20 protein-coding genes are annotated in these 22,963 nt (G+C 72.7%); 5 read left to right on the top strand and 15 right to left on the bottom strand.

What is annotated here, in order from left to right:
- Positions 1–1,614: 1,614 nt before the first annotated feature.
- Positions 1,615–1,851 carry a hypothetical protein gene (locus tag ACYVM4_RS09260; protein WP_460668333.1) on the bottom strand — a complete coding sequence of 79 codons (237 nt, stop codon included), beginning with the start codon at positions 1,849–1,851 and terminating at the stop codon, positions 1,615–1,617.
- Between the two features lie 397 nt (positions 1,852–2,248).
- Between ACYVM4_RS09260 and msuE the strand changes: the two genes are divergently transcribed.
- From msuE to ACYVM4_RS09245, 3 genes are all read left to right on the top strand, one after another.
- Entirely contained in the window at positions 2,249–2,884 is a 636-nt protein-coding gene (gene msuE, locus ACYVM4_RS09255; protein WP_460668332.1) for an FMN reductase, read from the top strand.
- Between the two features lie 154 nt (positions 2,885–3,038).
- Positions 3,039–3,449 carry a hypothetical protein gene (locus ACYVM4_RS09250; RefSeq protein ID WP_460668331.1) on the top strand — a complete coding sequence of 137 codons (411 nt, stop codon included), beginning with the start codon at positions 3,039–3,041 and terminating at the stop codon, positions 3,447–3,449.
- A gap of 226 nt (positions 3,450–3,675) precedes the next feature.
- Positions 3,676–4,590 carry a sulfite exporter TauE/SafE family protein gene (locus ACYVM4_RS09245; RefSeq protein WP_460668330.1) on the top strand — a complete coding sequence of 305 codons (915 nt, stop codon included), beginning with the start codon at positions 3,676–3,678 and terminating at the stop codon, positions 4,588–4,590.
- Between the two features lie 121 nt (positions 4,591–4,711).
- Here ACYVM4_RS09245 and ACYVM4_RS09240 read toward each other — a convergent pair whose 3' ends face one another.
- From ACYVM4_RS09240 to ACYVM4_RS09200, 9 genes are all read right to left on the bottom strand, one after another.
- Positions 4,712–6,484, bottom strand: a complete 1,773-nt coding sequence (locus tag ACYVM4_RS09240; RefSeq protein WP_460668329.1) for an amidase — start codon at positions 6,482–6,484, stop codon at positions 4,712–4,714.
- Positions 6,481–7,566, bottom strand: coding sequence for an agmatine deiminase family protein (locus ACYVM4_RS09235; RefSeq protein ID WP_460668328.1), 1,086 nt, complete (start codon positions 7,564–7,566; stop codon positions 6,481–6,483). The genes ACYVM4_RS09240 and ACYVM4_RS09235 overlap by 4 nt, the downstream gene beginning before the upstream one ends.
- A gap of 50 nt (positions 7,567–7,616) precedes the next feature.
- A complete protein-coding gene (locus tag ACYVM4_RS09230) occupies positions 7,617–9,323 on the bottom strand; it encodes an amidohydrolase (protein ID WP_460668327.1) in 1,707 nt (568 codons plus the stop codon).
- Complete coding sequence (locus ACYVM4_RS09225) at positions 9,323–10,567, bottom strand: MFS transporter (RefSeq protein WP_460668326.1); 1,245 nt, start codon at positions 10,565–10,567, stop codon at positions 9,323–9,325. Before ACYVM4_RS09225 ends, ACYVM4_RS09230 begins: the two co-directional genes overlap by 1 nt.
- Before the next feature lie 105 nt (positions 10,568–10,672).
- Complete coding sequence (locus ACYVM4_RS09220) at positions 10,673–11,290, bottom strand: TetR/AcrR family transcriptional regulator C-terminal domain-containing protein (RefSeq protein ID WP_368822979.1); 618 nt, start codon at positions 11,288–11,290, stop codon at positions 10,673–10,675.
- Positions 11,291–11,440: 150 nt separating this feature from the next.
- On the bottom strand, positions 11,441–12,961 hold the full coding sequence (locus ACYVM4_RS09215) for an APC family permease (RefSeq protein WP_368822978.1): 1,521 nt from the start codon (positions 12,959–12,961) through the stop codon (positions 11,441–11,443).
- A complete protein-coding gene (locus ACYVM4_RS09210; RefSeq protein WP_460668325.1) occupies positions 12,958–13,854 on the bottom strand; it encodes a universal stress protein in 897 nt (298 codons plus the stop codon). Before ACYVM4_RS09210 ends, ACYVM4_RS09215 begins: the two co-directional genes overlap by 4 nt.
- Entirely contained in the window at positions 13,851–15,287 is a 1,437-nt protein-coding gene (locus ACYVM4_RS09205; protein WP_460668324.1) for a flavin monoamine oxidase family protein, read from the bottom strand. Before ACYVM4_RS09205 ends, ACYVM4_RS09210 begins: the two co-directional genes overlap by 4 nt.
- 100 nt (positions 15,288–15,387) lie before the next feature.
- Positions 15,388–16,119 (bottom strand): mycothiol-dependent nitroreductase Rv2466c family protein, encoded by a 732-nt coding sequence (locus ACYVM4_RS09200; protein ID WP_368822974.1) that lies wholly within the window; start codon positions 16,117–16,119, stop codon positions 15,388–15,390.
- Positions 16,120–16,279: 160 nt separating this feature from the next.
- On the opposite strand from ACYVM4_RS09200, the gene ACYVM4_RS09195 reads away from it, so the two are divergent.
- The gene (locus ACYVM4_RS09195) at positions 16,280–16,963 is read left to right on the top strand and encodes a TetR/AcrR family transcriptional regulator (protein WP_368822973.1); all 684 of its coding nucleotides are present in this window, start codon (positions 16,280–16,282) and stop codon (positions 16,961–16,963) included.
- A gap of 51 nt (positions 16,964–17,014) precedes the next feature.
- On the opposite strand, the gene ACYVM4_RS09190 is transcribed toward ACYVM4_RS09195, so the two are convergent.
- The 3 genes from ACYVM4_RS09190 to ACYVM4_RS09180 form a co-directional block, all read right to left on the bottom strand.
- On the bottom strand, positions 17,015–18,448 hold the full coding sequence (locus ACYVM4_RS09190; RefSeq protein ID WP_460668323.1) for an aminobutyraldehyde dehydrogenase: 1,434 nt from the start codon (positions 18,446–18,448) through the stop codon (positions 17,015–17,017).
- Between the two features lie 162 nt (positions 18,449–18,610).
- Complete coding sequence (locus ACYVM4_RS09185; protein ID WP_368822971.1) at positions 18,611–18,838, bottom strand: sulfurtransferase TusA family protein; 228 nt, start codon at positions 18,836–18,838, stop codon at positions 18,611–18,613.
- Positions 18,839–18,885: 47 nt separating this feature from the next.
- The gene (locus ACYVM4_RS09180; RefSeq protein WP_460668322.1) at positions 18,886–19,941 is read right to left on the bottom strand and encodes a YeeE/YedE family protein; all 1,056 of its coding nucleotides are present in this window, start codon (positions 19,939–19,941) and stop codon (positions 18,886–18,888) included.
- A 142-nt stretch (positions 19,942–20,083) separates the two neighbouring features.
- Between ACYVM4_RS09180 and ACYVM4_RS09175 the strand changes: the two genes are divergently transcribed.
- Positions 20,084–20,581 (top strand): DUF427 domain-containing protein, encoded by a 498-nt coding sequence (locus ACYVM4_RS09175; protein WP_460668321.1) that lies wholly within the window; start codon positions 20,084–20,086, stop codon positions 20,579–20,581.
- Here the strand turns inward: ACYVM4_RS09175 and ACYVM4_RS09170 are convergent.
- The gene (locus ACYVM4_RS09170) at positions 20,550–21,944 is read right to left on the bottom strand and encodes an MFS transporter (RefSeq protein ID WP_460668320.1); all 1,395 of its coding nucleotides are present in this window, start codon (positions 21,942–21,944) and stop codon (positions 20,550–20,552) included. The two genes, ACYVM4_RS09175 and ACYVM4_RS09170, sit on opposite strands and share 32 nt — an antisense overlap.
- Positions 21,945–21,956: 12 nt before the next feature.
- Positions 21,957–22,961 (bottom strand): PDR/VanB family oxidoreductase, encoded by a 1,005-nt coding sequence (locus tag ACYVM4_RS09165; protein ID WP_460668319.1) that lies wholly within the window; start codon positions 22,959–22,961, stop codon positions 21,957–21,959.
- Positions 22,962–22,963 lie beyond the last annotated feature (2 nt).

The following is a 22,963-nucleotide window of genomic DNA, read 5'->3' as shown; positions in this document are numbered from 1 at the left end:
CAGGCTCCCCCGATGATGTGCCGGTGGGCCCCCTGCCCACCGATCCGGACCGGCGGGCCCAGGACAGATTCCACTCGACCAGGCACCGATGTGCCTGGGTTATCAATACCCTGCGGTAAAGCTGTTAATACCGGTCTGACTAGGATGAATCCCCCGGGACAGTCCGTGCTAGCGCGCACTGGTTCGCTGACCCCAGGTTGCAGCCCACAGTGACCAGCAGCTCCCCAGCGCGTCACCGGTTCTCAAGGACGTCCAGCGACAGCCGACGATTGATTGAGCCGAACCCTTCTGGTCGAACCCTTCAGGTCGACTCATCCAGGATGGGCAGTGCACGGTGTCCGTGGTTGTCACCTCTGGCGGCATGTTCTGCCGCCGACCCGTAGCCGGTCATATGCAAAGCGGGAAGGGGCTGATGCGCACTCGAATGTCACCTGATCGCAGGTCAGTCCCCCTTGACCCCACCCTGGACTGGCGGGCTGAAGGGGACGCCCTCAGCCAGTTGCCAGGGGCCTCGCCATGATCAAGACTGATTCCCATGACCGCGCGCTGAGCACCGCGCGTTCCGGGCAGTGCATCGAGGTGAGGGATGACCGGGTCCTGTGCTGCTGCTGGCCGGTCGAGGACTTCGTGCCGCGCCCGGGGTGGTGTGGATCTGTGAGCCCGCCATCGAGGAGCGGGAGATGATCGTCACCCAGGACCACGGTCTCCACGGTTGCTGCACCACCTCTTCTCGCGACCCAGCCGTTGTGCACTCGTGCACAAGAGGCACACCCGTCAACCGGTCTGGGCCATGACCATTCTCGGTGACCCGTCTCCGGCTCGCTGGGCGCCCGCCCGGTGGGCTGCTGATTTGATCGAGGACTACCACATGCGCAATGACGACCTCGCCCCCATTCCCTGCCCACGTCCTGGCCACGGGGTCGACCACGGACTCGGCGGGGTGCGGGAAACAGCTGGCTCGAACGTCGCCTCGGCACTGGCCCAAGGGACAACCCCTGGGCCTGAGGACTGTGAGAGCGCCCCCATCCCGGCCCGGATCGCGGGGGCCCCGGGGGTGCTCAACCAAGAATGCTGAGCCCTGCGAGCTGCCCTCGTCACTGGTTGCTGCCGCGTTCGAAGCACTCCAGGCATCCATGACTGGCAGGCACCTGGGGTGCGGGCCCGGCGGAGATGTCCCACTGGGCCCCCATGCCCCGGGCCGCGTGGGCCGTCGGGTCAGGCGACCTCGACGGCCTGCGAGTAGTGGAAGGGGTCCCCTTCGAGGGCCTGGCCGCGCCCGTCCACCCCGGCCGGGACATCCCCGGCCACGGTGATGCGGTTGAGCTTGCGCGAGGCGCGGTCGCAGTGGTCGCCGCGGGGACTGTGGCGGTGGTGGTCATGCGATGACCCCCGGGGCGTCGTGGGTGGAGGTGTGCGGGTCACGGGCGGTTCGAGGCGGGTGGCCGGCTGACGGGTTGATTCCGTCCTCGAGGACACGGGTGCTCGTCAACCAGTCCGCCCAACGGTCGGCGTCGAGGCCGAGGTTGGCGGCCGAGGTGGCCCAGACCTCTTGGAAGCGCCGCCGGAGCGAGCGGCCCGGGCTCGCCCCGGAAGGATGGTGCGGACGTCGCCGACTCATGCGACAGCTCCGGACACGGCTCCGACGGTGAAGACCGTGGTGTGGCGGGCGAGGACGGTGTCCCGGGGCTGGACGGTGGTCTGCTCGACCGCCCGGGAGAACACGTCAGGGGCACCGCCGCACCCGGTGAGTGGCCTCGGCGTCCCCATGACCGGGGTGGAGTGCAGGAACGTTCCCCAGGGGGCCCCGGCACGGAGCACAGGACTGCTGGCTGGCAGGAGTGGAAGAGCCATGGGTGGTCCTCGAAGAGTTTTCGGATACGCCGAACAGACCCGGGGAAACAGGGTGCGGCGGAGCCGGGAAGGGGAGAAGGAGAGGAAGCAGCGGTGACGACGCCCTGCGGCGGGGCCGTCAGGACATTCGCGACGAGCTACGACAACGCATCGAGTCGACGAACATGACTCGACCGTACGACCCGGGGAACAACACCTCCATGGTCTCCGTCACATTTGACATGTGCGTCGCCCGGAGTCCCGTGCGTTTCCCCGGATGTCCGGGGCTTCTCGCGGCGGGGGGCGACGTTCTAGCGTGAGCGGTGTTCCGCCGACCGCACGAGGTCCGGTCGTCCCCGGTATCGGCTGTGCGGCGGCAGGCACGGCACCTTTCCTCTCGACCTGAAGGCTCCTCACGATGACTTCTCCCTCCGTATCGGCTCCCTCCCGGAGCGCCCCGTTGTCGGTGGTCGCCGTCGTGGGCAGCACCCACCGACCGTCGAAGACTGCCGTCCTCGTCGAGACGATCCTCGACGAGCTCGCCGGCGCCCTGCCCGTGGAGACCCACATCGTGCACCTGGAGGAACTGGGTCCGCAGCTGGCCGGAGTCCTCCACCGGGGGCAGCTGCCCGCCGCCGCAGAGGCCGAGCTGGCCCGCATCGAGCACGCCGACCTGCTCGTGGTCGCCACGCCCGTCTACCGCGCCTCCTTCACCGGATTGTTCAAGCACCTCTTCGACCTCATCGGCCAGTACGCGCTGGTGGACACCCCGGTCCTGCTGGCCGCCACCGGTGGCTCCGAACGCCACGCGCTGATCCTCGAGCACCAGCTGCGACCCCTGTTCGCCTTCTTCCAGGCCCTCACCCTGCCCCTGGGCGTCTATGCCCACGATGGGGACTTCACCGACTACCGGGTCACCTCACCCCTGCTGGCCGAGCGCATCACCACCGCCGTCCGCCGCGGCCTGCCCCTGATCCACGGCGTCCAGGCGGAGAAAGGCCGGCTCGACCACGAGCTCGCCACCACCGGCAGCACCGTCACGGCGAGGCTGTGATGGCCCGAATGCCCGGGGCCACCGCGCCCACCCTCATCCTGTCCGCCGGTGACCTGGCGGCCGGGCCCCGATGTCGGCGCACCCTGCCGACCCCTCCCCACACCCCGGGCGCAGCACCCGCCGCACGGGGACCACCATCCGGAAGGACCCTCCCATGCATCCCCGACTGTCCGTACTCGTCCAGATCGACCTCGACGGCCGCTCCGTGAGACTGGTCGTCACCGGTGACGTCACCCTCACCAACCAGAAGGCGCTGCCCCCTCTGGTGGCCCGGGCCCGCACCGTCCTCCCCGAGGCCACGATCACCCTCGACCTCAGCGCCGGCCACCTCGTGGAGCCCCTCGCCGTGGAGCTGCTCGAACGCCATCTCACCCACCCCGCGCTGATCGGGCCTCCTGTCCTCATCAGCCCGCCCGCGAACTCCAGCCCGGCCGCCACGGTCTCTCCGACGCCGCTGCCGGTGCCACGCCGCGGGCCCGCGAGCCGCCACGGACCCCACGAGAGCCCGCGCCGCGCCCCCACTCCCGGTCACGCCCCCGCACGCGGACTGCCCGCCACCGCCTGATGGGCGCCGTCACCGCACCCCGTCACCGCCCCGACCGTTGGCCCGGAATCGCCAGGGCATGATCGGCCCCTCCGTACGTCCTGTCCAGAGCTGTGACACGGGCCGTCACCGGAGCACTCCGGCCGTCGCACACTGGGCCGTGCGTCGCGTCCGCCCTAGCCTGGGCCCACTCGGCACCTCGTGGCCGCAGTGATCTTCCCGTTCCCCTGCTCCCGAAAGGCGCACCGTGCGTTCTCTCATCGTCCTGGCCGTGATCGGCTTCTTCGCCCAGCTGGTCGACGGCTCCCTGGGCATGGCCTACGGGGTGACCTCCGCCTCTCTGCTGCTCCTGGCCGGCATCGCCCCGGCCTCGGCCTCCGCCATCGTGCACCTGTCGGAGGTCGGCACCACTCTCGTCTCGGGGGCCGCGCACTGGAAGTTCGGCAACGTCGACTGGCGGGTGGTCGGGATCATGGCGGTCCCCGGCGGGATCGCCGCGTTCCTCGGCGCCCACGTCCTGGTGAACCTCGACGGGGCCGCCGCCAAGCCGGTCGTCTCCACCATCCTGTTGGGACTGGGCGTCTACGTCCTGTACCGGTTCCTGCGCCTGCCCACGTCCCAGCCGGTCTTCCAGGGCACCCTGCGCAAGCGCCTGCTCGTGCCGCTGGCCGTGGCCGCCGGCGCCCTGGACGCCATCGGCGGCGGCGGGTGGGGCCCGGTGGGGACCCCCACGCTGCTGGCTTCGGGCAAGATCGCCCCGCGCAAGGTCGTCGGCTCCATCGACACCTCGGAGTTCGTCGTGGCCCTGGGGGCGTCCCTGGGCTTCCTCACCGGGCTCGGGGCGGCCGGCATCGACTTCGCCTGGGTCCTGGCGCTGCTGGCCGGCGGCGTGGTCGCCGCCCCGATCGCCGCCTGGCTGGTGCGCCACCTGGCCCCGCGCATCCTCGCCGTGGCCGCCGGCGGGCTGATCATCTGGACCAACTCCCGCACCCTCATCAACACCGGCACCGGACAGGACCTCGTCGGGTCGGGCGGAACGGCGCTCCTGGGCACGCTCTTCGTCCTCTGGATCGCCCTGGTCGTGTGGGCCGTCCGACGCGAGTTGCAGGTCCGGGCCGCCGAGCAGAACCGGCAGCAGGAGATCCAGCCCGTCGACGCCTGACCGGCGAGCGCCCCACGACACGAACCACCCGCGGACCGGGTGCGCCCCCCAGGGCGGGCCGGGTCCGTGGGTGGTTCGTGCGCTCCCCGACGCAGGTGCCTCGTCGCGGAGCAGTCCGGGCTCAGCCGGACAGCGGCGAGGTGCGCGGGGGTGCGGTGCGGCGTTCACCGGTGGCCTCGAAGGCGGCGGCGAGGCGCAGGAGCGCGGTGTCGTCGTAGGCCCGTCCGGCGATCGTCAGGCCGACCGGCATCCGGGTGTCGGCCATCGTGCCCATCGGCACGGTGACGGTGGGGATGCCGAGGTGCCGGGGCACGAGGTTGCCGTTGGCGACCCACGCGCCGTTGCGCCAGGCTGCTTCCGCGGAGACCGGGTTCACGTCGGCGTCGGCGGGACCGACGTCGGCGACGGCCGGGAACACGACCGCGTCGAGGCCGAGGGCGTCCATCCACTGCTCCAGGTCGATCCGGCGGGTCTCCTCCAGACCGCGCAGCCCCTCCTCCAGGTGCGGGATCCCGGTCAGGGCGGGCACGCCGTGCTCGCGCACGAAGCCGGGGTAGTCGGCGATGTCGTCGTCGAAGCCGTCGTAGCGGTCGGGCAGGGCGCCGGCCGGGTGCGGGAAGATCAGGGACCCGTCGACGTCGGCGAGCCGGTGCAGGGCGGGGTCGCCGTTGGCGTCGAGGAAGTCGTGCCAGGCCCAGGCGGAGAGGTCGAGGATCTCGCGGTGCAGGTACTGCGGGCTGACCAGTCCGCGGGTCGCGATCGTGGGGGCGCCGGGGCGGTCGCCCTCGTAGTTGCTCACCACGGGCAAGTCGACCTCGACGACCGTGGCGCCGGCGGCCTCAAGGTCCCGGCGAGCGGCCTCCCACAGCGCGATGACGGAGGTCCGGGTCTCGATGCGCCGGCCGGTGGGGCCGCCGATGCCGGGGTGCTCGGCGGTGCCGGCCTCGGGGTCGGCGTTGACGTACATCCGCGGCACCCCCAGCCGGGTGCCGGCCAGGACCCCGGCGGCCGCGGCGGCGTCGGTCACCGCGAGGGCCGGGTAGGAGTCCGGGCGCACGGCCGAGGCGGCCGGGATCCGGATCCAGGGCTGCATGCGCCAGAAGTCGCCGCGGATCTCGGGGTCGTCGGCGACCACCACGTCGAGGACCTCGAGCAGGTCGGCCATGGTGCGCGTGTGCGGGACCACGACGTCCATGGTGGGCACCAGGGGCCAGTTGCCGCGCACCGAGATCACCCCGTGGGAGGGGGTGTAGGCGCACAGGGCGTTGTTGGAGGCCGGGGCGCGGCCGGAGGACCAGGTCTCCTCGGCCAGGCCGAACGCGGCGAAGCTCGCCGCCGTGGCCGTGCCGGAGCCGTTGGAGGAGCCGGAGCCGAAGGCGGCGGTGAGGTAGTCGCCGTTGTAGGGGCTCTCGGCCCGGCCGTAGAGCCCGCGCTGCATGCCGCCGTTGGCCATCGGGGGCATGTTGGTCAGCCCGATCAGCACCGCGCCGCCCGCGCGGAGCCGTTCGATCGTGAAGGCGTCGCGCTGGGCCACGAGGTGCTCGAAGGCGGGCGAGCCGGCCGCCACGGTGAGGCCGCGGACCTGGTAGCTGTCCTTGGCGGTGTACGGGATCCCGTCGAGGGGCCCTCGCACCTCCCCACGGGCCCGCCGGGCGTCGGAGGCACGCGCCTCGGCCAGGGCGCCGGGGTTGTCCACGACGACGGCGTTGAGCTTCGGCCCGCCGCGGTCGTAGGCGTCGATGCGGGCCAGGTAGGCGGTCACCAGCTCTTCGCTGGTCGTCCGGCCGGACTCCAGGGCGGCGCGGAGTTCGGCGACGCCCGCCTCGACGACGTCGAACCCGCTGCCGTTCCCGGCATCGGGCCTGCGGTCCAGTTCGTTGCCGGACGTGCTCATCGCAGGCCCTCCGCGGCCGTGATGGGCCGGCGGGGAACCGGCTGCTGCTGGGTGATGCAGTGGATGCCGCCGCCGAAGGCGAAGATGTCGCGGGCGTCGACCAGCTCGACGGCCCGGCCGGGGTAGGCGTCAGCGAGGATCTCGGCGGCGACGGCGTCGTGCGGGTCGTCGAAGGCGCACAGCACGACCACGCCGTTGGCGATGTAGTGGTTGATGTAGGAGAAGTCGACGAAGCCGTCGCCGGCCTCGAGCACGGTGGGGGCGGGGACGTCGACGATCCGCAGCCGGCGTCCGCGGGCGTCGACGGCGGCCGCCAGCACCGCGCGGATCTGCCGGGTCACCTCGTAGTCGGGGTGGGCCGGGTCGTCCTGCCGGTGGACCAGCACGGTGCCGGGCCCGGCGAAGGCGGCGACGATGTCGACGTGGCCGCGGGTGCCGAACTCGTCGTAGTCCCGGGTGAGCCCCCGAGGCAGCCAGATCGCCGTGGTGGTGCCCAGACGGGCGTGGACCTCGGCCTCGACCTGCGCCTTGGTGGCCCCGGGGTTGCGGCCGGGGTCGAGCTGGACCGTCTCGGTGAGCAGGACGGTCCCTGCGCCGTCGACGTGGAACCCGCCGCCCTCGTTGACCAGCGCGCTGGTCCGCACCTCGACCCCGGCCCGTTCGGCCACGAAACGGCCCAGGTGCTGGTCGTGGCCCCAGGCCGCCCAGTCCTGGGCCCCCCAGCCGTTGAACACCCAGTCCACGGCGACCACGTCCCCGTCGGGGTCGTGGGCGAACGTGGGCCCGGAGTCGCGCAGCCAGGCGTCGTCCAGCGGGGCCGTCACGATCTCGATCCCCTCCCCCAGTGCGGCGCGGGCGGCGTCCGCGTCGGCGGGGGCCGCCACCACGGTGACGGGCTCGTGGCGGGCGATCGTCCGCGCCACGGCGGCCCAGGCGCGCCGGGCCCGCTCCAGGGTCCCGGAGCCGGCGGGGCCGAAGGTGTCGTTGGGGGGCGGGAAGGCCATCCAGGTGCGCTCGTGGGCAGCCCACTCGGCGGGCATCACGGTGACCGTGGTGGTCGTCGTCTGCGGGGCAGGGTGCATGGTCGGTGCTCCTCGGGTCGTGGGACGGGCAGGGGACGGGGACGTGATGCTCAGGGGGCGACCGGGGCGCCGGTCGCCCCGCCGGTCGCGGCGGGCGTGCTGGTCGTGGCGTCGAAAGCGGTGCGGCCTCCGACGACGGTGCGCCGCGTGCGGTTGGCCAGCAGCTGCGCCGCCTCGGCCCGGAGGGGGTCGGCGTCCAGGACGGTGAAGTCGGCGAGGTGGCCGGCGCGGATGCGGCCCTCCTGGTGCTCGGCGCGGCAGGAGAAGGCGGCGTCCCGGGTGGCGTGGCACAGGGCGCCGGCCAGGTCCAGGGCGTAGCGGGGCAGATTGGGGGGCAGCGACGGGTCGAGGGCCGAGCGGCGGGTGGTGGCCACGTACAGGTTGGGCAGCGGCTGGTGGGGGGCGGTGGGCGCGTCGGTGCTGATGGCCAGGGTGGCGCCGGCGGCGAGGAACTCGGTCCATGGGTAGGCCCGCTCGACACGGTGGTCGTCCAGCACGGCGCGCCAGTTGTCCTGGATGGCCGGGTCGGCGTGGACCGGCTGCACGGAGGCCACCACGCCCAGGGCGGCCAGGCGGCGCACGCTGTCCTCGGTGACCGTCTCCAGGTGCTCGATCCGGTGGCGGCGGTCCCGGGGGCCGTTGACCCGGTGGGCCTGTTCGAGTGCGTCGAGGGCGATCTCGGAGGCCTCGTCGCCGATGGCGTGCAGGGCCACCTGCAGCCCGGCGGCGTCGGCGGCGACCACCACCGGTGTCAGCGACTCCCGGTCCCAGATGGGCTCGCACGTGCTGCCGTCGGTGTAGGGCTCCTTCATGGCCGCGGTGCAGCTGTCGATGACGCCGTCGACGACGAGCTTGATCCCGCAGATGCGCAGCCACTGCCCGGAGAGCTCCTCGGCCAGCTGCGCCGCCCGGGCGACCTGGGCGAGGTTCTCCGCGTCGCCGCCGCGGCGGTGGACGAGCCAGTGGCCCTTCACGCGCAGGGGCAGGGAGCCGCCGTGGCGCTGGACGGCACGGCGGAAGGCGGCGAGGTCGTCGTCCTGGACGGCCATGTCCACGGTCCCGGTGACCCCGACGGCCAGGTAGTGCTCGAACGCCGACTCCAGCTGGGCGTCGCGGTCGGCGTCGGTGGCCGCCCGGGCCAGGGCGGGCCAGACGATCTGCTGGGCGGCGGTCTCCAGCAGCAGCCCGTCGGCCGCCCCGGTGAGCGGGTCGCGGCCGATCCGCCCGCCGATCGGGTCCGGGGTGGTGTCCTCGATGCCCAGCTCCGCCAGGGCTGCGCTGTTGACCCACACCGAGTGGAGGTCGTTGGCGTCGAGGTAGACGGGACGGTCCGGAACGGCTTCGTCGAGCACCTGCCGGGTCGGCGCCGCGCCACTGAGGGCGCTGTAGAGCCAGCCGGCGCCGAGCAGGCGGGGCGCGTGCGGATTCTCCTCGGCCGCTCGGCGCAGCCGGGCCTGGATCTCGGCGAGGTCCGCGGCGTCGCGCAGGGGGACCTTCTGCAGGGACTGGCCCGTCATCAGCAGGTGGGTGTGGGCGTCGATGACCCCCGGCAGGACGAAGCCGCCCTGCAGGTCCACCTCGGCGGCGCCGGGGCCGGCGGCGCGCCGGGCACCGGCCTCGTCCCCGACGTACCGGAAACGGTCGCCCTCGACGACGAAGGCCTCGGCGTCGGCGCCGTCGGCGGTGAAGACGGTGGCATGGGTGTAGACGGTGCAGTCGGTCACGGGGACGCTCTCGGCTCGTGCGGTCAGGGACATCAGACGATCGCCTCCTGTGGGAACCCGGCCTGCGGCGCCGGCCGGGCGGCGGCCTCGGCGCGGACGGAGTGGCGGGAGATGAGGACGAGGGGGACCAGCAGGACGAACGTCATCCCGGCCAGCACCGCGCCCAGGGCGGTGTAGCCGGCGGCGGCCGAGACGGACGTGCCGAAGACGGGGGCGAAGGAGGACCCGACGAGGTAGACCCCCAGCACCGGCGCCGACCACTTCCCCGAGGCGTCCAGGGCGGCGGCGACGGCGACGATGTAGATGAAGGCCAGCATGTAGATCGTGTTCCAGGCGATCACCACCGCCATGTACCAGCCGGGATCGGTCACGGTCCCGGCCAGGAGCTTGAGCAGGCCCCCGGCCACCAGGGCGGCCGCCAGCGGCACCGTGCGGCCCAGGCGCGGCCCGGCCAGCCCGACGAGGGCCGAGGCCACCAGCCCGCCGAGGGTGGAGAGGCTGAGCACCAGGCCCATCCCGGTCTCGTCGAGTCCTGCCTGCTCGGCTCCCATCGTGGCGGCGACCGCCCACAGCGAGTCCTCGCTCAGCGCCCACAGCGCGAAGCAGGCCAGCAGACCGACGCCGGCGATCGACGTCCTGCGGGAGGACGGGGTGGCCGGTGCGGTGGAGATCGCCTCGGGGGTCGGCGGCCCACCGGGAGCGGGGCGGTCGGGCAGCCAGCCGGTGGTGAGCAGCGCGGCCAGGGCCAGGCCGGCGATCAGGCCGAAGGCGCTGCCCATGCCGGCCCCCAGGACCGGGATGACGAACAGGACCACCGAGACGATCGCGCGGTTGGTGAAGCCGCTGATGCCGGAGGCGCGGTCGGGATGGCGCAGCGCCCCCAGGGCCGCTCCCCCGGCGGAGACCGCTCCACCGGCGCCCAGGCCGCCGAGGACGACGCCGGCGACGACCACGGGCGCGGAGGGGACGAACGCGGCGGCGCCGAAGCCCAGGGCGGTCAGTGCCAGTCCGGCGCGGGCCACGACGTAGCGCCCGCCCCGGGCCGTCCAGCGGGAGGTGGCCAAGCAGGACGCGGCGCAGGCCAGCAACGAGGCGGTCATCAGCGTGCCCGCCGCGGTGACGGAAAGACCGAGCACCCCGGTGAGGGCCACGATCATCACCGGGACCAGGTTGGCGGTCATGAACCCCACCACGCTGATCCCGAAGACGGACAGGGCACGGGTCGCCGTCAGTGGCACGCGGCCGGAGTCCTCCCGGGCCACGGTGTTCTCGGACATGGTCTTCCCCTCTGGACCGGGACATGAGTGCCGTCACATAAAATGAAAGGCTTTCATTAGTATGGGTCGGCGCCCCGCTCATCACAAGGGGTGGATGAAAGGCTTTCAGTAAATTTTGTGCAGCGCCTGCCCGCGGACTCCGGCGACGAACACGTCCAGGCCGAAGGCGAAGGCCGCCTCCGCGCGCTCCTCGACGGAGCCGAGCCCCTCGATGGCGCGGCTCAGGACAGGGAACCGGCCCTCCGGCGGCGCCCAGACGACCTCGGGCGCCGTCAGGTCGAGCGCGGAGCCCAGGGCCAGGTAGTCGATCGCGGAGATCGCCGGGACGATCGCCTCCCGCACGAGCCCGGCGCGCTCCAGGACGACAGCCATGTCCTCGTAGATCCCGATCACCCCGAGGTCCTGGACGGTCTGGGTGATGAGGTGGGGAACCAGGCGGGGATGGGCGACCATGCATCCTCGATAGGCCCGCACGAGGGCCCGCAGCGCGTCCTCCCACCGCAGGTTCTCGAGGTCCACCGGCGCCGGGGCGTCGAACACCCGGCCGCGCATGAGCTCGACGATGTGCTCCCGGTTGTCGATGTGGTTGTACAGCGCCGACTGGCTGACCCCCAGACGACGGGCGACCCTGGGAAAGCTGAAGTCGCCGGTCTCGTCGACGAGGGCGAGCGCGGCGGTGACGATGGCGTCGACCGACAGGAGCGGTGAACGGGGACGGGCCATGGGAACTCCTCGGACGGGGCGGGTCCTGTCGAATCTATCGGGGATCCGCCCGGGCGGGGACGCACCTCGGCGTCCACGACGGACGGGCCGGTGACCGGGGGCACGCACCCCGGCCACCGGCCCGTCCGCCCCGTCCCGGCCGTCCGCTGCTCAGTCGAGGACCGGCAGCTCGGTGGTCTCGAAGCGCTCCCGGAAGAAGGAGGGGTTGCGCCGGTACTGGACGAGCATCACGGCGACCCCGAGCAGGAGCATGCCCACCCCGAGGACGAACACGAGGCCGACCCCGCCGATCGCCGAGCCGGAGCCGTACTCCGGGTCCATGGAGTCGTAGGACGTCTGGACGAAGAAGACCAGCAGCAGGATCCCGCCGAGCAGCGGTGCCAGAAACTTCGTCAGGAACCCGTTCACGGTACGGAATGCGTCGCGACGGAAGTACCACACGCAGGCCAGGGCGGTGACGCCGTAGTAGAAGCACACCATCATGCCCAGGGTGGTGATGGTGTCCCACAGGACGTTCTCGGAGACCACGCGCATCACGGCGTAGAAGACCGAGGCGATGACGGCCGCCGCGATCGTGGCGTACCCCGGGGACTGGAAGCGCGAGGTGATCCGGGCGTACTTCGCCGGCAGCGCGCCGTAGTGGCCCATGGCGAGCATGGTGCGCGCCGGGGAGATCATCGTGGACTGCAGCGACGCCGCGGAGGAGGAGAGCACCGCCAGGGACATGAGGATGGCGAACGGGCCCATGACCGGCCCGGCCAGAGCCGCGAAGACGTTCTCCTGGATCTCCTCGTTGCCCAGGCCGAGCTCGGCGCCTCCCGTGCCGGAGTAGGACAGCACGGCGAGCGAGACGGCCATGTAGAGGGCGACGATGACGAGGATGGTCGCGATGGCCGAACGCCCGGGCCCGTTGGCGGACTCCTTGCTCTCCTCGTTGAGGGTCAGGACCACGTCCCACCCCCAGTAGATGAACACGGACAGGGACACGCCTGCGGCGAACGCGGAGAAGGACTCCACGCCGAAGGGGTTGAACCACTCGGAGCGCACGGCCAGGCCCTCGAAGGCGGTGCCGCCGCCCACGTGGCCGAACGCCGCGGCGGCGAACCACAGCAGCACGACCAGCTGGAAGACCACGAGGACGTACTGCACCACCTTGGTGGCCTCCATGCCGCGGTAGGAGATCCACGCCGCGAGCGCCACGAAGGCCAGACAGGTGGCCACGTTGACGGGCACGTTGCGGGTCAGCTCCGCGACGGCGTCGTTGCCGGTGATCTGGGCGAGGGCCAGGTAGAAGAAGTCCACGGCGATGCCGGCGAGGTTGGAGAGCACCAGGATGGTGGCGGCGAGCAGCCCCCAGCTGCCCATCCACCCGATCCACGGGCCGAAGGCCTTGGAGACCCACGTGAAGGTGGTGCCGGAGTCCGGCATGGCCCGGTTGAGCTGCCGGTACCCCATGGCCACGAGCAGCATGGGGACGAAGCCGACCAGCAGGATGGCCGGGAGATGGGTCCCCACCGCGGCGGCGGTGGGGCCGAGGGCCCCGGAGAGCGTGTAGGCGGGCGCGATCGTGGACACGCCGATGACCACGGAGCCGAGCAGCCCCACCGATCCCTTGCTGAGCCCCTTCTCGTGGTGCGTGCGCTGCTGGTCGACGAGCGGTGCAGTGCTCATGACGCGGTCTCCTTCTCGGTCCGGGCCTGATCGGCGTCCGGGGCGGACCGGGGCACGACGACCATCGGCACCGGGATGTGCTTGAGCAGCCGTGCTGCGGTGGTGCCCAGGAAGGTCTGCCGCCCCTGGGCCAGGCGGGACGAGCCGATGAGGAGGAGGCCGCCGGGGGCCCAGTCGACGTCCTGCGCGGCCTTCTTGAGGGTCCGCCCGGAGGCGACCCGCACGGTCACGGGCCCGGTCCGGCGGGCCTCGGTCGCCGCGGCCTCCAGATGGTCCTCGACGCGCCGGCGGGCCTGCTCGGTGGCACCCGGGTCCGCGGCCTCGCCCTCGAGGAAGGAGATGAGCTCCAGCTCGAGGCCGGAGCGTTCGACCGCCTCGGCGGCCTCCCGGATGACCTGGTGCGCCCCGGGGCGGGTGCCCACGGCGGCGTAGAGCCGGGTGAGCCGCTCGTCCCCGGAATACCGGCGCGGGGCGAGCGCCACGGGGACCGGCGAGCTGTGCAGCAGCGAGTTCACCACGGAGCCCAGGGTGAAGCGGCCGCCGCCCGTGCCGGCGCCGACGACGATCATCGCGGCCCCGAGCTCGGTGGCGGCCTCGACCAGGCCGGCGGGCACGGACCGTGCCTCCCGCACGCAGGTGCGGGCCGTGATCCCCGCGGGCACCAGCGCGGCGGCCTCGCGCAGCCACTGGTGGGCCTGCCGGCGGAGCACGGTCGAGATGTCCCCCACCGGTGGGTAGACCTGCTGGTACGGGTCGTCCGCGCGCAGCCCGAGGACGATCTCGAGCTCGGCTCCCAGGTCGCGGGCGAGCGCGGCGCCCAGCCGCACGGCGTCCCGGCTGCGCCGGTCGCCGCTGTAGCCGACGACGTAGCGCGGCACCCCGGTGGCGGTCATCGCCCCGCGCCCGTCAGGGAGTCGGCGCGGAGGACCTCGGCGGCGGCGAGGCGGCCCTGGCGCAGGGCGCCGTCGACGTGCTGGTAGCCCTCGGCGGCGAGGTCGGAGCAGGCCCAGCGGATGGGGCCCACCGGGGTGCGCTGGTGGGCGCCGTAGCGGTGCAGCCCGCCGAGGTCGTAGCTGGCGGCGTAGGCGCCGCGGGTCCACTCCTCGGAGCCGAAGTCGGACTCGTAGTAGACCACCGGGTGCAGGGCCTCCTCCCCCAGGTAGTGGGAGAGGGACTCGAGGATCAGCCGCCGCCGCTCCTCGGCGGTCAGGCCGAAGAGCTCGTCGGCCCGCTCGTCCGAGACGAAGCCGACCAGGGTGCCGCGGGAGTCCCCGTGGTTGGTGTTGTCGTAGACCTCCTGGGACAGCTCGTGGGCGCCGAAGCCGGTGCCGGACAGGCCCTTGGCGCGCCAGAAGGGCGTCTCGTAGACGGCGTGCACCTTGATCACCAGGCCCAGGGACTGGTGCTGGTGCATCTGGTGCTGCAGCCGCGGCAGGGGCGGCTCGAAGGAGATCCGGGAGTAGAGGTTGGGCGGGACGGCCACGACCACGTCCTGCGCGCGCACGGTGAGCCGGTCGGACCAGACGGTCACCGGGGTGCCGGGGACGTGCTCGGTGTAGGTCTCGCCGTCGCCGGCCCAGCGGATCGTGCGCACCGGGGTGTCGAGGAAGACCACGTCCTCGCCGAGCTGGGCCGCCATGGCCTCGGACACGGACTGCATGCCGCCGACCACGCGCCGGTCGAGGATGAAGTCCTCGTCCACGAGGTTCGAGAAGGACCCGGCGGAGGCGGCCATGAGCACGGCCTGCAGCGCGGAGAACGCGTGCGCGGGCTTGGTGAGCATCCCGCCGGCCACGAAGATCCCGATGTTGTCGCAGGCGGCCTCGTCGTCGGAGTGCTGCCGCAGCCAGTGGTGGAAGGAGATCGTGTCCAGCTCCCGGGCCGCCGGGTGCGCCCACGGCTCGGTGGCGCCGATCTCGGCCACGAGCCCGTCCAGGAGCGCGACGAGCTTCTCCATCTCGGCGGTCGTGGACTCCCCCGCCGGGAACACGGAGCCGGTGTAGGTGTGACGGGTGCCGTCCGGCGCCAGGTAGACGGACTCGCCCTCCCGGTAGCGCGGGAAGGTCTCGAGGCCGAGCTCGTCGACGAGGGCGAGCAGCTCGGTCTGGTCCGGCGAGATCCACTGCCCGCCGATCTCCAGGAACGCCCCGTCCACGGTCTTCGACCAGGTCCGCCCGCCCACGCGGTCGCGGGCCTCGAGGACGGCCACGGACTTCCCGGCGGCGGTGAGGCTGCGGGCCGCCATCAGCCCGGCGGGACCGGCCCCGACGACGACGACGTCGCGCTCCAGCGCGGTCCTGCTGCCCAGGGTGCGTTGATCGGTCACTGTGGTCTCCTTCACGCTAAAATGAACTGTATTCATTAAGCGGCGGCGCACAGCCCCCCGTCAAGACCCGTGGCCGAGAAATCCACCCGGCGGCGGAGCGCTATTTCTTCGTCCGGCGGCTACCGGCGTGCCAGTCCTCCTCGGTCCCCGGCCGGTCCGGCGCGACGCCGAGGCCCCGCAGCTGCGGCTGCTCCCGGAGGCTGCGCTTGAGCTCGGCGAAACCGGGGAAGCGGGCGAGCGCCACCACGTGGTCCCACAGCTCGAGGGCCTCGTCCTCCTCCGGGAGCCGGCTGATGACCGGGCCGAAGAAGGCCACGCCCTCCGGCGGGCCGAAGTGGATGATGGGGGTCCCCACGTCCCGGCCGGTGAGAGCCAGGGCCTCCTCGGTCTCCGCGCGGACCACCGCGTCCAGGGACTCGTCCTCGAGGGCACCGGCGAGCCCGGCCGGGAGCCCGGCTGCCTCGAGGACCGGCCCGAGGAAGGCCCGCGTGGCGCGGCGGTCCGTCCCGGGCGCCTCGGGAGCGGGCACCGGGTCGGCGTCGAAGGTGTGCGCACCGAGGGCCGCGTAGAGCCGCCCCACGGCCTCGCGCCCGTGCTCGGCGCGGGTCCGGGCGGCCACCCGCAGCAGGTGCAGGCCGGCCGTGTGGCCCGCCTCGTACTCCGGCGGGAACCACGCGTCGTAGTCCACGTGCTCGTTGAGCAGGCGCAGGGAGATGAACCGCCAGTCCACCCGGTGGTCCCGCCGGGCGGCCACCGTGCGGACCCACTTGCTGGTCAGCCAGGCGAAGGGGCAGGTGGGGTCGAAGTAGAAGTGGAGGTCGGCATCCGTCATCGTCCACACGCTAGGAGGGACCCCGCCGACGGTCAAGGACGGGGCGGCCGGGGACACGGCCGTCCGGCGGTCGACCTAGACTCGAGCTGACCGTCCCGGCCCGGCCACCACCCGGAGTCGCCACCAGGACTCGCAGCACCACTCCCAGGAGGTCCCGCCCATGGCTCCCGCCCGAACCCCTCCTCGCCGCCGCGGGCGCCCGAGCCAGCCGGTGCTCTCCGAGGAGCGGATCACGAAGGCAGCGATCAAGATCGTGGCCACCCGGGGCTACCGGCACCTGACGATGACCGAGCTCGCGCGCGAGCTGAAGGTCTCCACCTCCGCCTTGTACAACCACACGCCGTCGAAGCGCGAGGTGCTGATCCGGGTGCAGGACGCGATCAACCAGGGGATCGACTGCTCCGCCTTCGGCACCGTCCCGTGGGACCAGGCCCTCGGGAGCTGGGCGCGGTCCTACCGGGACTGCTACGCCCAGCACACGGCCATGATCCCGATCATGGCCGTCCAGCCCGTCGCCGACTCACCGCACACCCTGCAGATGTACGAGACCGTGGCCGCCGGCCTCGCGGACGCCGGCTGGGAGCGCGCCAGCATCGTGGACGTGATCGTCTCGATCGAGTCGCTCGTCTTCGGCGCCGCGTACGACGCCACGGCGCCCGCCGACATCTTCGACCCCGGGGAGCGGTCGGACCTCGCCCCGGTGTTCGCCGACGCCGTGCAGGCGCGGCCGGCGGACGCCACCGCCGCGGCGGACGAGGCCTTCGAGGCCGCCCTCACCGCCATGCTGGACGGCTTCCGGCTGCGCCTGGAGGCCGCCCGGGACCGGGCCGCCGGACAGGACTGATCCGCCGGACGGGACCGGGCGGCCGGGTGGGACGCCCCCGGCCGCGCCGGCTCAGGCGTCCAGGGCGTGCATGACGTGCTTGACCTGGGTGTACTCCTCGACTGAGTAGAGCGAGAGGTCCTTGCCGTAGCCGGAGTTCTTGAACCCGCCGTGCGGCATCTCGGAGATCAGCATGACATGGGTGTTGACCCACACGCACCCGAACTCGAGCTCGCGGGAGACCCGCATGGCCGTGCCGTGGTCGGTGGTCCACACGCTCGAGGCCAGGGCGTAGTCGACGTCGTTGGCCAGCTCGAGCGCCTCCTCCTCCGTGCCGAAGGGCTGCACGGTGAGCACCGGCCCGAAGGTCTCCTCCTGGACGAGGGCGTCGTCCTGGCGGACACCGGACACCACGGTGGGCTCGAAGAAGTAGCCGGGGGCGCCCTCCACCGGCTTCCCGCCGGTGACCACGCTCGCGTGCTCGGGCAGCTCGGCGAGCTTGCGGCACACGTCCTGGAAGTGGCGGGCGTTGTTGAGCGGGCCGTAGAAGTTCTTGGACTCGTCCGGCTCGCCCGTCACGATGTCCCGGGCGGCCGCGGCGAGCAGGCGCACGAACTCGTCGTGGGCGCTGTCCTGGACCAGGACGCGCGTCACCGCGGTGCAGTCCTGGCCGGCGTTGAAGGTGCCGAACTCCACGAGCGCCTTCGCGGCGGCGGGCAGGTCGGCGTCCGCGAAGACGACCGCGGGCGCCTTGCCGCCGAGCTCCAGGTGGCCGCGCGTGAGGTTCTGCGCGGCGGCGAGGGCCACGGCGCGGCCGGCGCGCACGGAACCGGTGATGGAGACCATGGCCGGCGTCCGGTGCCCGGTCATGAGCGCGCCCGTGGAGCCGTCCCCCAGCAGCACGTTGACCACCCCGGCGGGGAAGATCCCGTCGATGAGCCGGGCCAGGACCAGGGTGGACTCGGGGGTGGTGTCCGAGGGCTTGAGGACCACGGTGTTGCCGGCGGCCAGCGCCGGGCCGAGCTTCCAGACCGCCATGAGCAGCGGGTAGTTCCAGGGCGTCACCTGCGCCACGACGCCGACCGGCTCGCGCCGCACGTAGGAGGTGTGCCCGCTCATGTACTCCGCCGCGGCCTTGCCCTCGAGGGTCCGGGCGGCGCCGGCGAAGAAGCGGAGGTTGTCGGCGCCGGCGGCGACCTCCTCGTCGGCGATCATCTGCCGCGGCTGGCCGGTGTTGCGGTGCTGGGCGTCGACGAGCTCGGTGCTGTGCGCCTCGAGCGCGTCCGCGAGCCGGAGCAGCAGGAGCTGGCGCTCGCTCGGCGTGGTGCGCTTCCAGGTGCGGAACGCCTTCCGGGCGGCGGCGAAGGCCCGGTCCACGTCCGTGGCGTCCGAGACCGGGGAGACGGCGACCGTCGTGCGGGTGGTGGGGTCGACGACGTCGATCCGGCCGGTGCCGTGGGCGTCGACGAAGGCGCCGTCGACGTAGTTCTGCAGGACGTCGCTCATGGTGGTTCCTCTCTGCGGACGAGAACGCGGTGCCTGCCACTCTAAATGAGCGGCGTTCATTTTAGAAGAGTGCGGCGCGACCGGGCCGCCGACGACGGCGGACCCCCGCGGCCGAGGATGCTCGGCCGCGGGGGTCCGCCGCTGCGTGGGGCTCCGGAAGGATCAGGCCTTCTGCACGGTGATCGACCACTCGGCCGCGCCGCGCTTGCTGAACTCCGTGACCGGGTAGCCGTTCTCGGCCGCCCAGCGCGGAATGGCCTCGGTGCCCTGCGTGCAGTCGAAGTTGATGACGAGCTCGTCGCCGGCGGGCATCTCGGCCATCGCGGCCTTCGCCTCGACCACGGGGAACGGGCAGACGAGACCGTCGGTCTCGAGGATGTGCTGTGCCACGTGCTGTGCCACGTGCGGTGCCTCCTGGGCCTGGGGGTCGGTGGGGATCAGACGCCGGCCGGGACGCGGCCCGGGGCGGCGGACTTCTTGCGGGGGGCGATGAAGAGCTTGGCGGCCACGCCGGTGCCGAGGATCATGACGGCGAAGCTGACCCAGCCCTGCCACTCGAACGCGGCGGTGGCGACCAGGGCGTTGCCGATGGTGCACCCTCCGGCCCACGCCGCACCGACGCCCATGAGGGCGCCGCCGCCGATGGAGCGCACGATCGTCTGCGCGTCGGGGACGCGGATCTTGAACTCGCCCGAGCCCTTGGCCGCGATGAACGAGCCGATGAGGATGCCCAGGACCAGGAACACGCCCCAGTCGACGAGCTCGACGTCGCCCGTGGCCAGGTAGCTCGTGATGTTGGCGGACGGAGTGGTGATGCCGAGGCCGGACTCGCGGCCGGTGGCCCAGCTGGCGGGCCACGCGATGATCGCGATGACGCCGACGACCACCGCGGTGGCGAACGGGTTCCAGGCCTTCTCGAACAGCAGGTGGTTCAGGCCGGTCTTCTCCGGGGGGAGCGTGGCCATCCTCATCCGGGGCTTGGTGAGGTGGTGGCGGGCCCACACGCCGGCGACGCCGACCAGGGCGAGCACGAGCACCCACGGGGAGATGCCGAGGGTCTCGTGGATCGAGCCCTGGGTCCCGACCGTGACGCCGCGCATGGCCTCGGTGGTCCCGGCCAGCGGGCCGTACTTGGAGATGGTCGCGAACAGCGCGTAGAAGATGAGGGCGAACCAGGAGCCGACGAGGCCCTCGGAGGCGCGGTAGTAGGTGCCGGTGGCGCAGCCGCCGGCGAGGACGATGCCGAAACCGAAGATGAAGCCGCCGACGATCGTGGCCAGCCACGGGAAGGCCGAGGCCTCGAGGGTGATGACGCCGAGGGCGTTCAGCACCCAGATGCCGACCGCCTGGACGGCGATGGCCACGAAGAAGGCGGACAGCCACCACGTGTTCTTCGCGATCCAGACGTCGCGGAACGCGCCGGTGACGCAGAAACGGCCGCGCTGGAGAACGAACCCGAGGGCGGCGCCGATGAGGAGACCTGAGATGAGCACCCGAGGACCATATGTTTTCCCGGACAAGCGTTTCCAGGGACTCGTCATGCGCCGTAGCATCGTGATGCAGCACTCACCGCATTGTGACGCTCCATGGCCGCGCCGACCGGCGCGGACGGACGGGCGTCCGGACGGAGCGCAGATGAGACGACCCCGGCCCGACGCCCCCGGCCCCGGCCAGGAGTCCGTGTGGGACTATCCGCGGCCGCCCCGCACGGAGCCCGCCCGCGAGCACGTGGAGGTGTGGCTGGGCGGCGAGCGCATCGCCTCCACCACGGCCGCGCTGCGGGTGCTCGAGACCAGCCACCCGCCCACCTACTACCTCCCCCGCGGGGCCTTCGCCGAGGGCAGCCTGCTCCCGTGCGAGGGGAGCTCGTGGTGCGAGTGGAAGGGCGCGGCGGCGTACTTCGACGTCCGGGGCGGGGACCGCACCGCACCCCGGGCGGCCTGGACCTACCCCTCCCCCGCGCCCGGCTTCGAGTCCCTGCGCGGGCACGTGGCCCTGATGCCGGGGCTGATGGACCGGTGCCTCGTCGCCGGGGAGCAGGTGCTCCCGCAGGAGGGCGGGTTCTACGGGGGCTGGATCACCTCGCGGGTGGTGGGCCCGTTCAAGGGCGCTCCGGGTACCCGGGGCTGGTGAGCCCCGGTCGCCCGCCGGCCGGGGCGTCGGACTCCCCGGCCGCCTCCTCGGCGGACTCTGCGGGGGACTCCTCGTAGGGGCGCAGCCGGATGAGGGCCAGGGCCGCGAGGGCGACGACCACCGCCACGCCGAGGTAGAGCTGCGTGGGGGTCCAGCCGGTGTCCAGCAGCGCGCCGACCGCGATGGGGGCCAGGATCGCCCCGGCCCGCCCGACCCCGATGCCCCAGCCCACGCCGGTGGTCCGGATGCCGGGTTCGTAGGTCATGGGCGCCACGGTGTAGAGGCCCGCGATGCAGCCGTTGATGAGCATGCCGACCACCACGCCGCTGGAGAACGCCAGCAGGGGCACCGACGTGGTGGTGATGAACAGCACGAGGGTCACGGCGGAGAGCACCGTGAAGGCCATCAGGGTCAGCCGTTCGTCCCACTTGGTGGTCAGTGCCCCGTAGAGCAGGGACCCGAAGGTGCCGCCCATCGTGAGCATGAGCCCGCCGATGATGCCCTGCTGCTCGGTCATCCCGGTCTCCACGAGGAGCCGGGGCGTCCAGGAGTTCGCGAAGTAGAAGCCGAACATGATGACGAAGAAGGCCGCCCACAGCAGGAGGGTCGCGGTGCGGTAGCGGCCGCTGAGCAGCATGCCGACGCTGCTCCGCCGCGCACCGTCGCCGGCCGGGACCGGGCCGAGCTCGACCTCGCCCTCGAGGCGGAGGCGCCGGGCGATGCGGTCGAGCTTCTGCACGGCGCCCGCCGGCCGCCGGGTGCGGAGGTAGTCGACGGACTCGGGCAGCACGGCCAGCACGAGCGCGATCCCCACGAGGGTGAGCAGGCCGCCGGTGAGGAACACGGAGCGCCAGCCGAAGGCGGGGATCAGCTGGGTCGCGCCCATGCCGCCGAGGGTGGCGCCCACGCCGTAGCCCGCGGTGAAGATGCTGACGGCCATGCCGCGGCGGCGGGCGCTGGCGAACTCGCTGGTGATCACCGTGGCGGAGGCGAGGATGCCGCCCACGCCCAGGCCGGTGACGACCCGCCACAGTCCGAGCTCGAGCACGGACCCGGCCGTGGTGGACAGGAACAGGCCGAGGGCGTTGACGGCGAGGGCCAGGACGAGGATCTTCCGCCGGCCGTACCGGTCCGCGAAGGGCCCGAGGACGAGGGAGCCCGCGGCCATGCCGATGAGACCGGCGCTGAGCAGCCAGCCCAGCTGGGATCCGGAGAGCCCGAACTCCTCGGTCACGGACGTGGCCGTGAACGCCATGGCCAGGACGTCGTAGCCGTCGAGGGCGTTGAGGAACGTGGTCACCGCGATGATGAGCCACTGGTACGACGACATCCTGGATGCGTCGATCTGGTGTCGGATGTCCATGGGGAATGCCTCTCAGGGGACGTCGATGGTGAGGACGGCGGCCGGGCGCCCGCCGGGAACGGTCTCCGGCGCGGCGGAGACGACCCGCGAGACGCAGCAGCACATGGACGTGCCGGCCTGCTTCTGGCGGTCCGAGTAGAACACGTCGCGGTGGTCGATCTGCCCGGCCAGGCCGAGGACCTTGACCTGGCAGAGCCCGCACTCGCCCTTGCGGCAGTCGGACATCATGTCGATCCCCTCCCGCTCGAGGGCCTCGAGCAGGGACTCGTCGGGGCCGACGACGGTCTCGGCGCCCAGCCGGGGGACGCGGACCACGAACGGCTCGGCCTCGAACCAGCCGCTGTTGCCGAAGGTCTCGTAGCGCAGGTTCGTGGGGTCCAGCTCCCGCCCGGCCCAGGCGCGGCGCACCGCGTCCATGAGCCGGATGGGGCCGCACATGTAGAGCTCGGCGCTCTCCGGCACGCCGGCCACGAGGGCCGGGAGGTCGAGCGAGCCGCCCTCGTCGTCGATGTGCGCCTCGAGCCGGTCCCCGTGCAGGGCGGCCAGGTCGTCGAGGTAGGCCATGGCGGCCCGGGAGCGGGCGACGTAGACGAGGCGGTAGTCCGCGCCGAGCCGGCGCAGCAGCGCGGCCATCCCGGCGATCGCGGTGATGCCGATGCCGCCGGCCAGCAGGACGTAGGCGGGGGCCCCGACGCGCAGCGGGAAGTTCTGCAGCGGCTGGGTGATCTCGAGGACCTGCCCGGGCTCGAGTCCGTGCATGAACACGGAGCCGCCGCGGGAGGTGGGGGTGCGGAAGACGCTGACGGCGAGCTGCGCGCCGTCAGCGTCGGCGTCGACCACGGAGTAGGAGCGCACCTGCTGCTCGCCGTGGACGAGGACGCGGACGTCCACGTGCTCGCCCGGCCGCACCGGGCGGGGCTGGTCGGGGCGCAGGACGACGCGCCGGATGCCGGCGGCGACGTCCTCGACGGCGACGACGGCGGCGTTCTGCCAGACCTCGTGCTGGGAATCGGCCACGG

This window comes from Kocuria himachalensis (assembly GCF_054784195.1).
Note: the sequence above shows the minus strand (reverse complement) of the source record. Positions and strands in the feature narration are given on the sequence as shown.

Bases quoted from the DNA above. Each gene is read 5' to 3' on its own strand.
- ACYVM4_RS09260 (WP_460668333.1), bottom strand. From the start codon at position 1,851: ATGGCTCTTCCACTCCTGCCAGCCAGCAGTCCTGTGCTCCGTGCCGGG.
- msuE (WP_460668332.1), top strand. From the start codon at position 2,249: ATGACTTCTCCCTCCGTATCGGCTCCCTCCCGGAGCGCCCCGTTGTCG.
- ACYVM4_RS09250 (WP_460668331.1), top strand. From the start codon at position 3,039: ATGCATCCCCGACTGTCCGTACTCGTCCAGATCGACCTCGACGGCCGC.
- ACYVM4_RS09240 (WP_460668329.1), bottom strand. From the start codon at position 6,484: ATGAGCACGTCCGGCAACGAACTGGACCGCAGGCCCGATGCCGGGAAC.
- ACYVM4_RS09235 (WP_460668328.1), bottom strand. From the start codon at position 7,566: ATGCACCCTGCCCCGCAGACGACGACCACCACGGTCACCGTGATGCCC.
- ACYVM4_RS09230 (WP_460668327.1), bottom strand. From the start codon at position 9,323: ATGTCCCTGACCGCACGAGCCGAGAGCGTCCCCGTGACCGACTGCACC.
- ACYVM4_RS09225 (WP_460668326.1), bottom strand. From the start codon at position 10,567: ATGTCCGAGAACACCGTGGCCCGGGAGGACTCCGGCCGCGTGCCACTG.
- ACYVM4_RS09220 (WP_368822979.1), bottom strand. From the start codon at position 11,290: ATGGCCCGTCCCCGTTCACCGCTCCTGTCGGTCGACGCCATCGTCACC.
- ACYVM4_RS09215 (WP_368822978.1), bottom strand. From the start codon at position 12,961: ATGAGCACTGCACCGCTCGTCGACCAGCAGCGCACGCACCACGAGAAG.
- ACYVM4_RS09210 (WP_460668325.1), bottom strand. From the start codon at position 13,854: ATGACCGCCACCGGGGTGCCGCGCTACGTCGTCGGCTACAGCGGCGAC.
- ACYVM4_RS09200 (WP_368822974.1), bottom strand. From the start codon at position 16,119: ATGACGGATGCCGACCTCCACTTCTACTTCGACCCCACCTGCCCCTTC.
- ACYVM4_RS09195 (WP_368822973.1), top strand. From the start codon at position 16,280: ATGGCTCCCGCCCGAACCCCTCCTCGCCGCCGCGGGCGCCCGAGCCAG.
- ACYVM4_RS09190 (WP_460668323.1), bottom strand. From the start codon at position 18,448: ATGAGCGACGTCCTGCAGAACTACGTCGACGGCGCCTTCGTCGACGCC.
- ACYVM4_RS09175 (WP_460668321.1), top strand. From the start codon at position 20,084: ATGAGACGACCCCGGCCCGACGCCCCCGGCCCCGGCCAGGAGTCCGTG.
- ACYVM4_RS09170 (WP_460668320.1), bottom strand. From the start codon at position 21,944: ATGGACATCCGACACCAGATCGACGCATCCAGGATGTCGTCGTACCAG.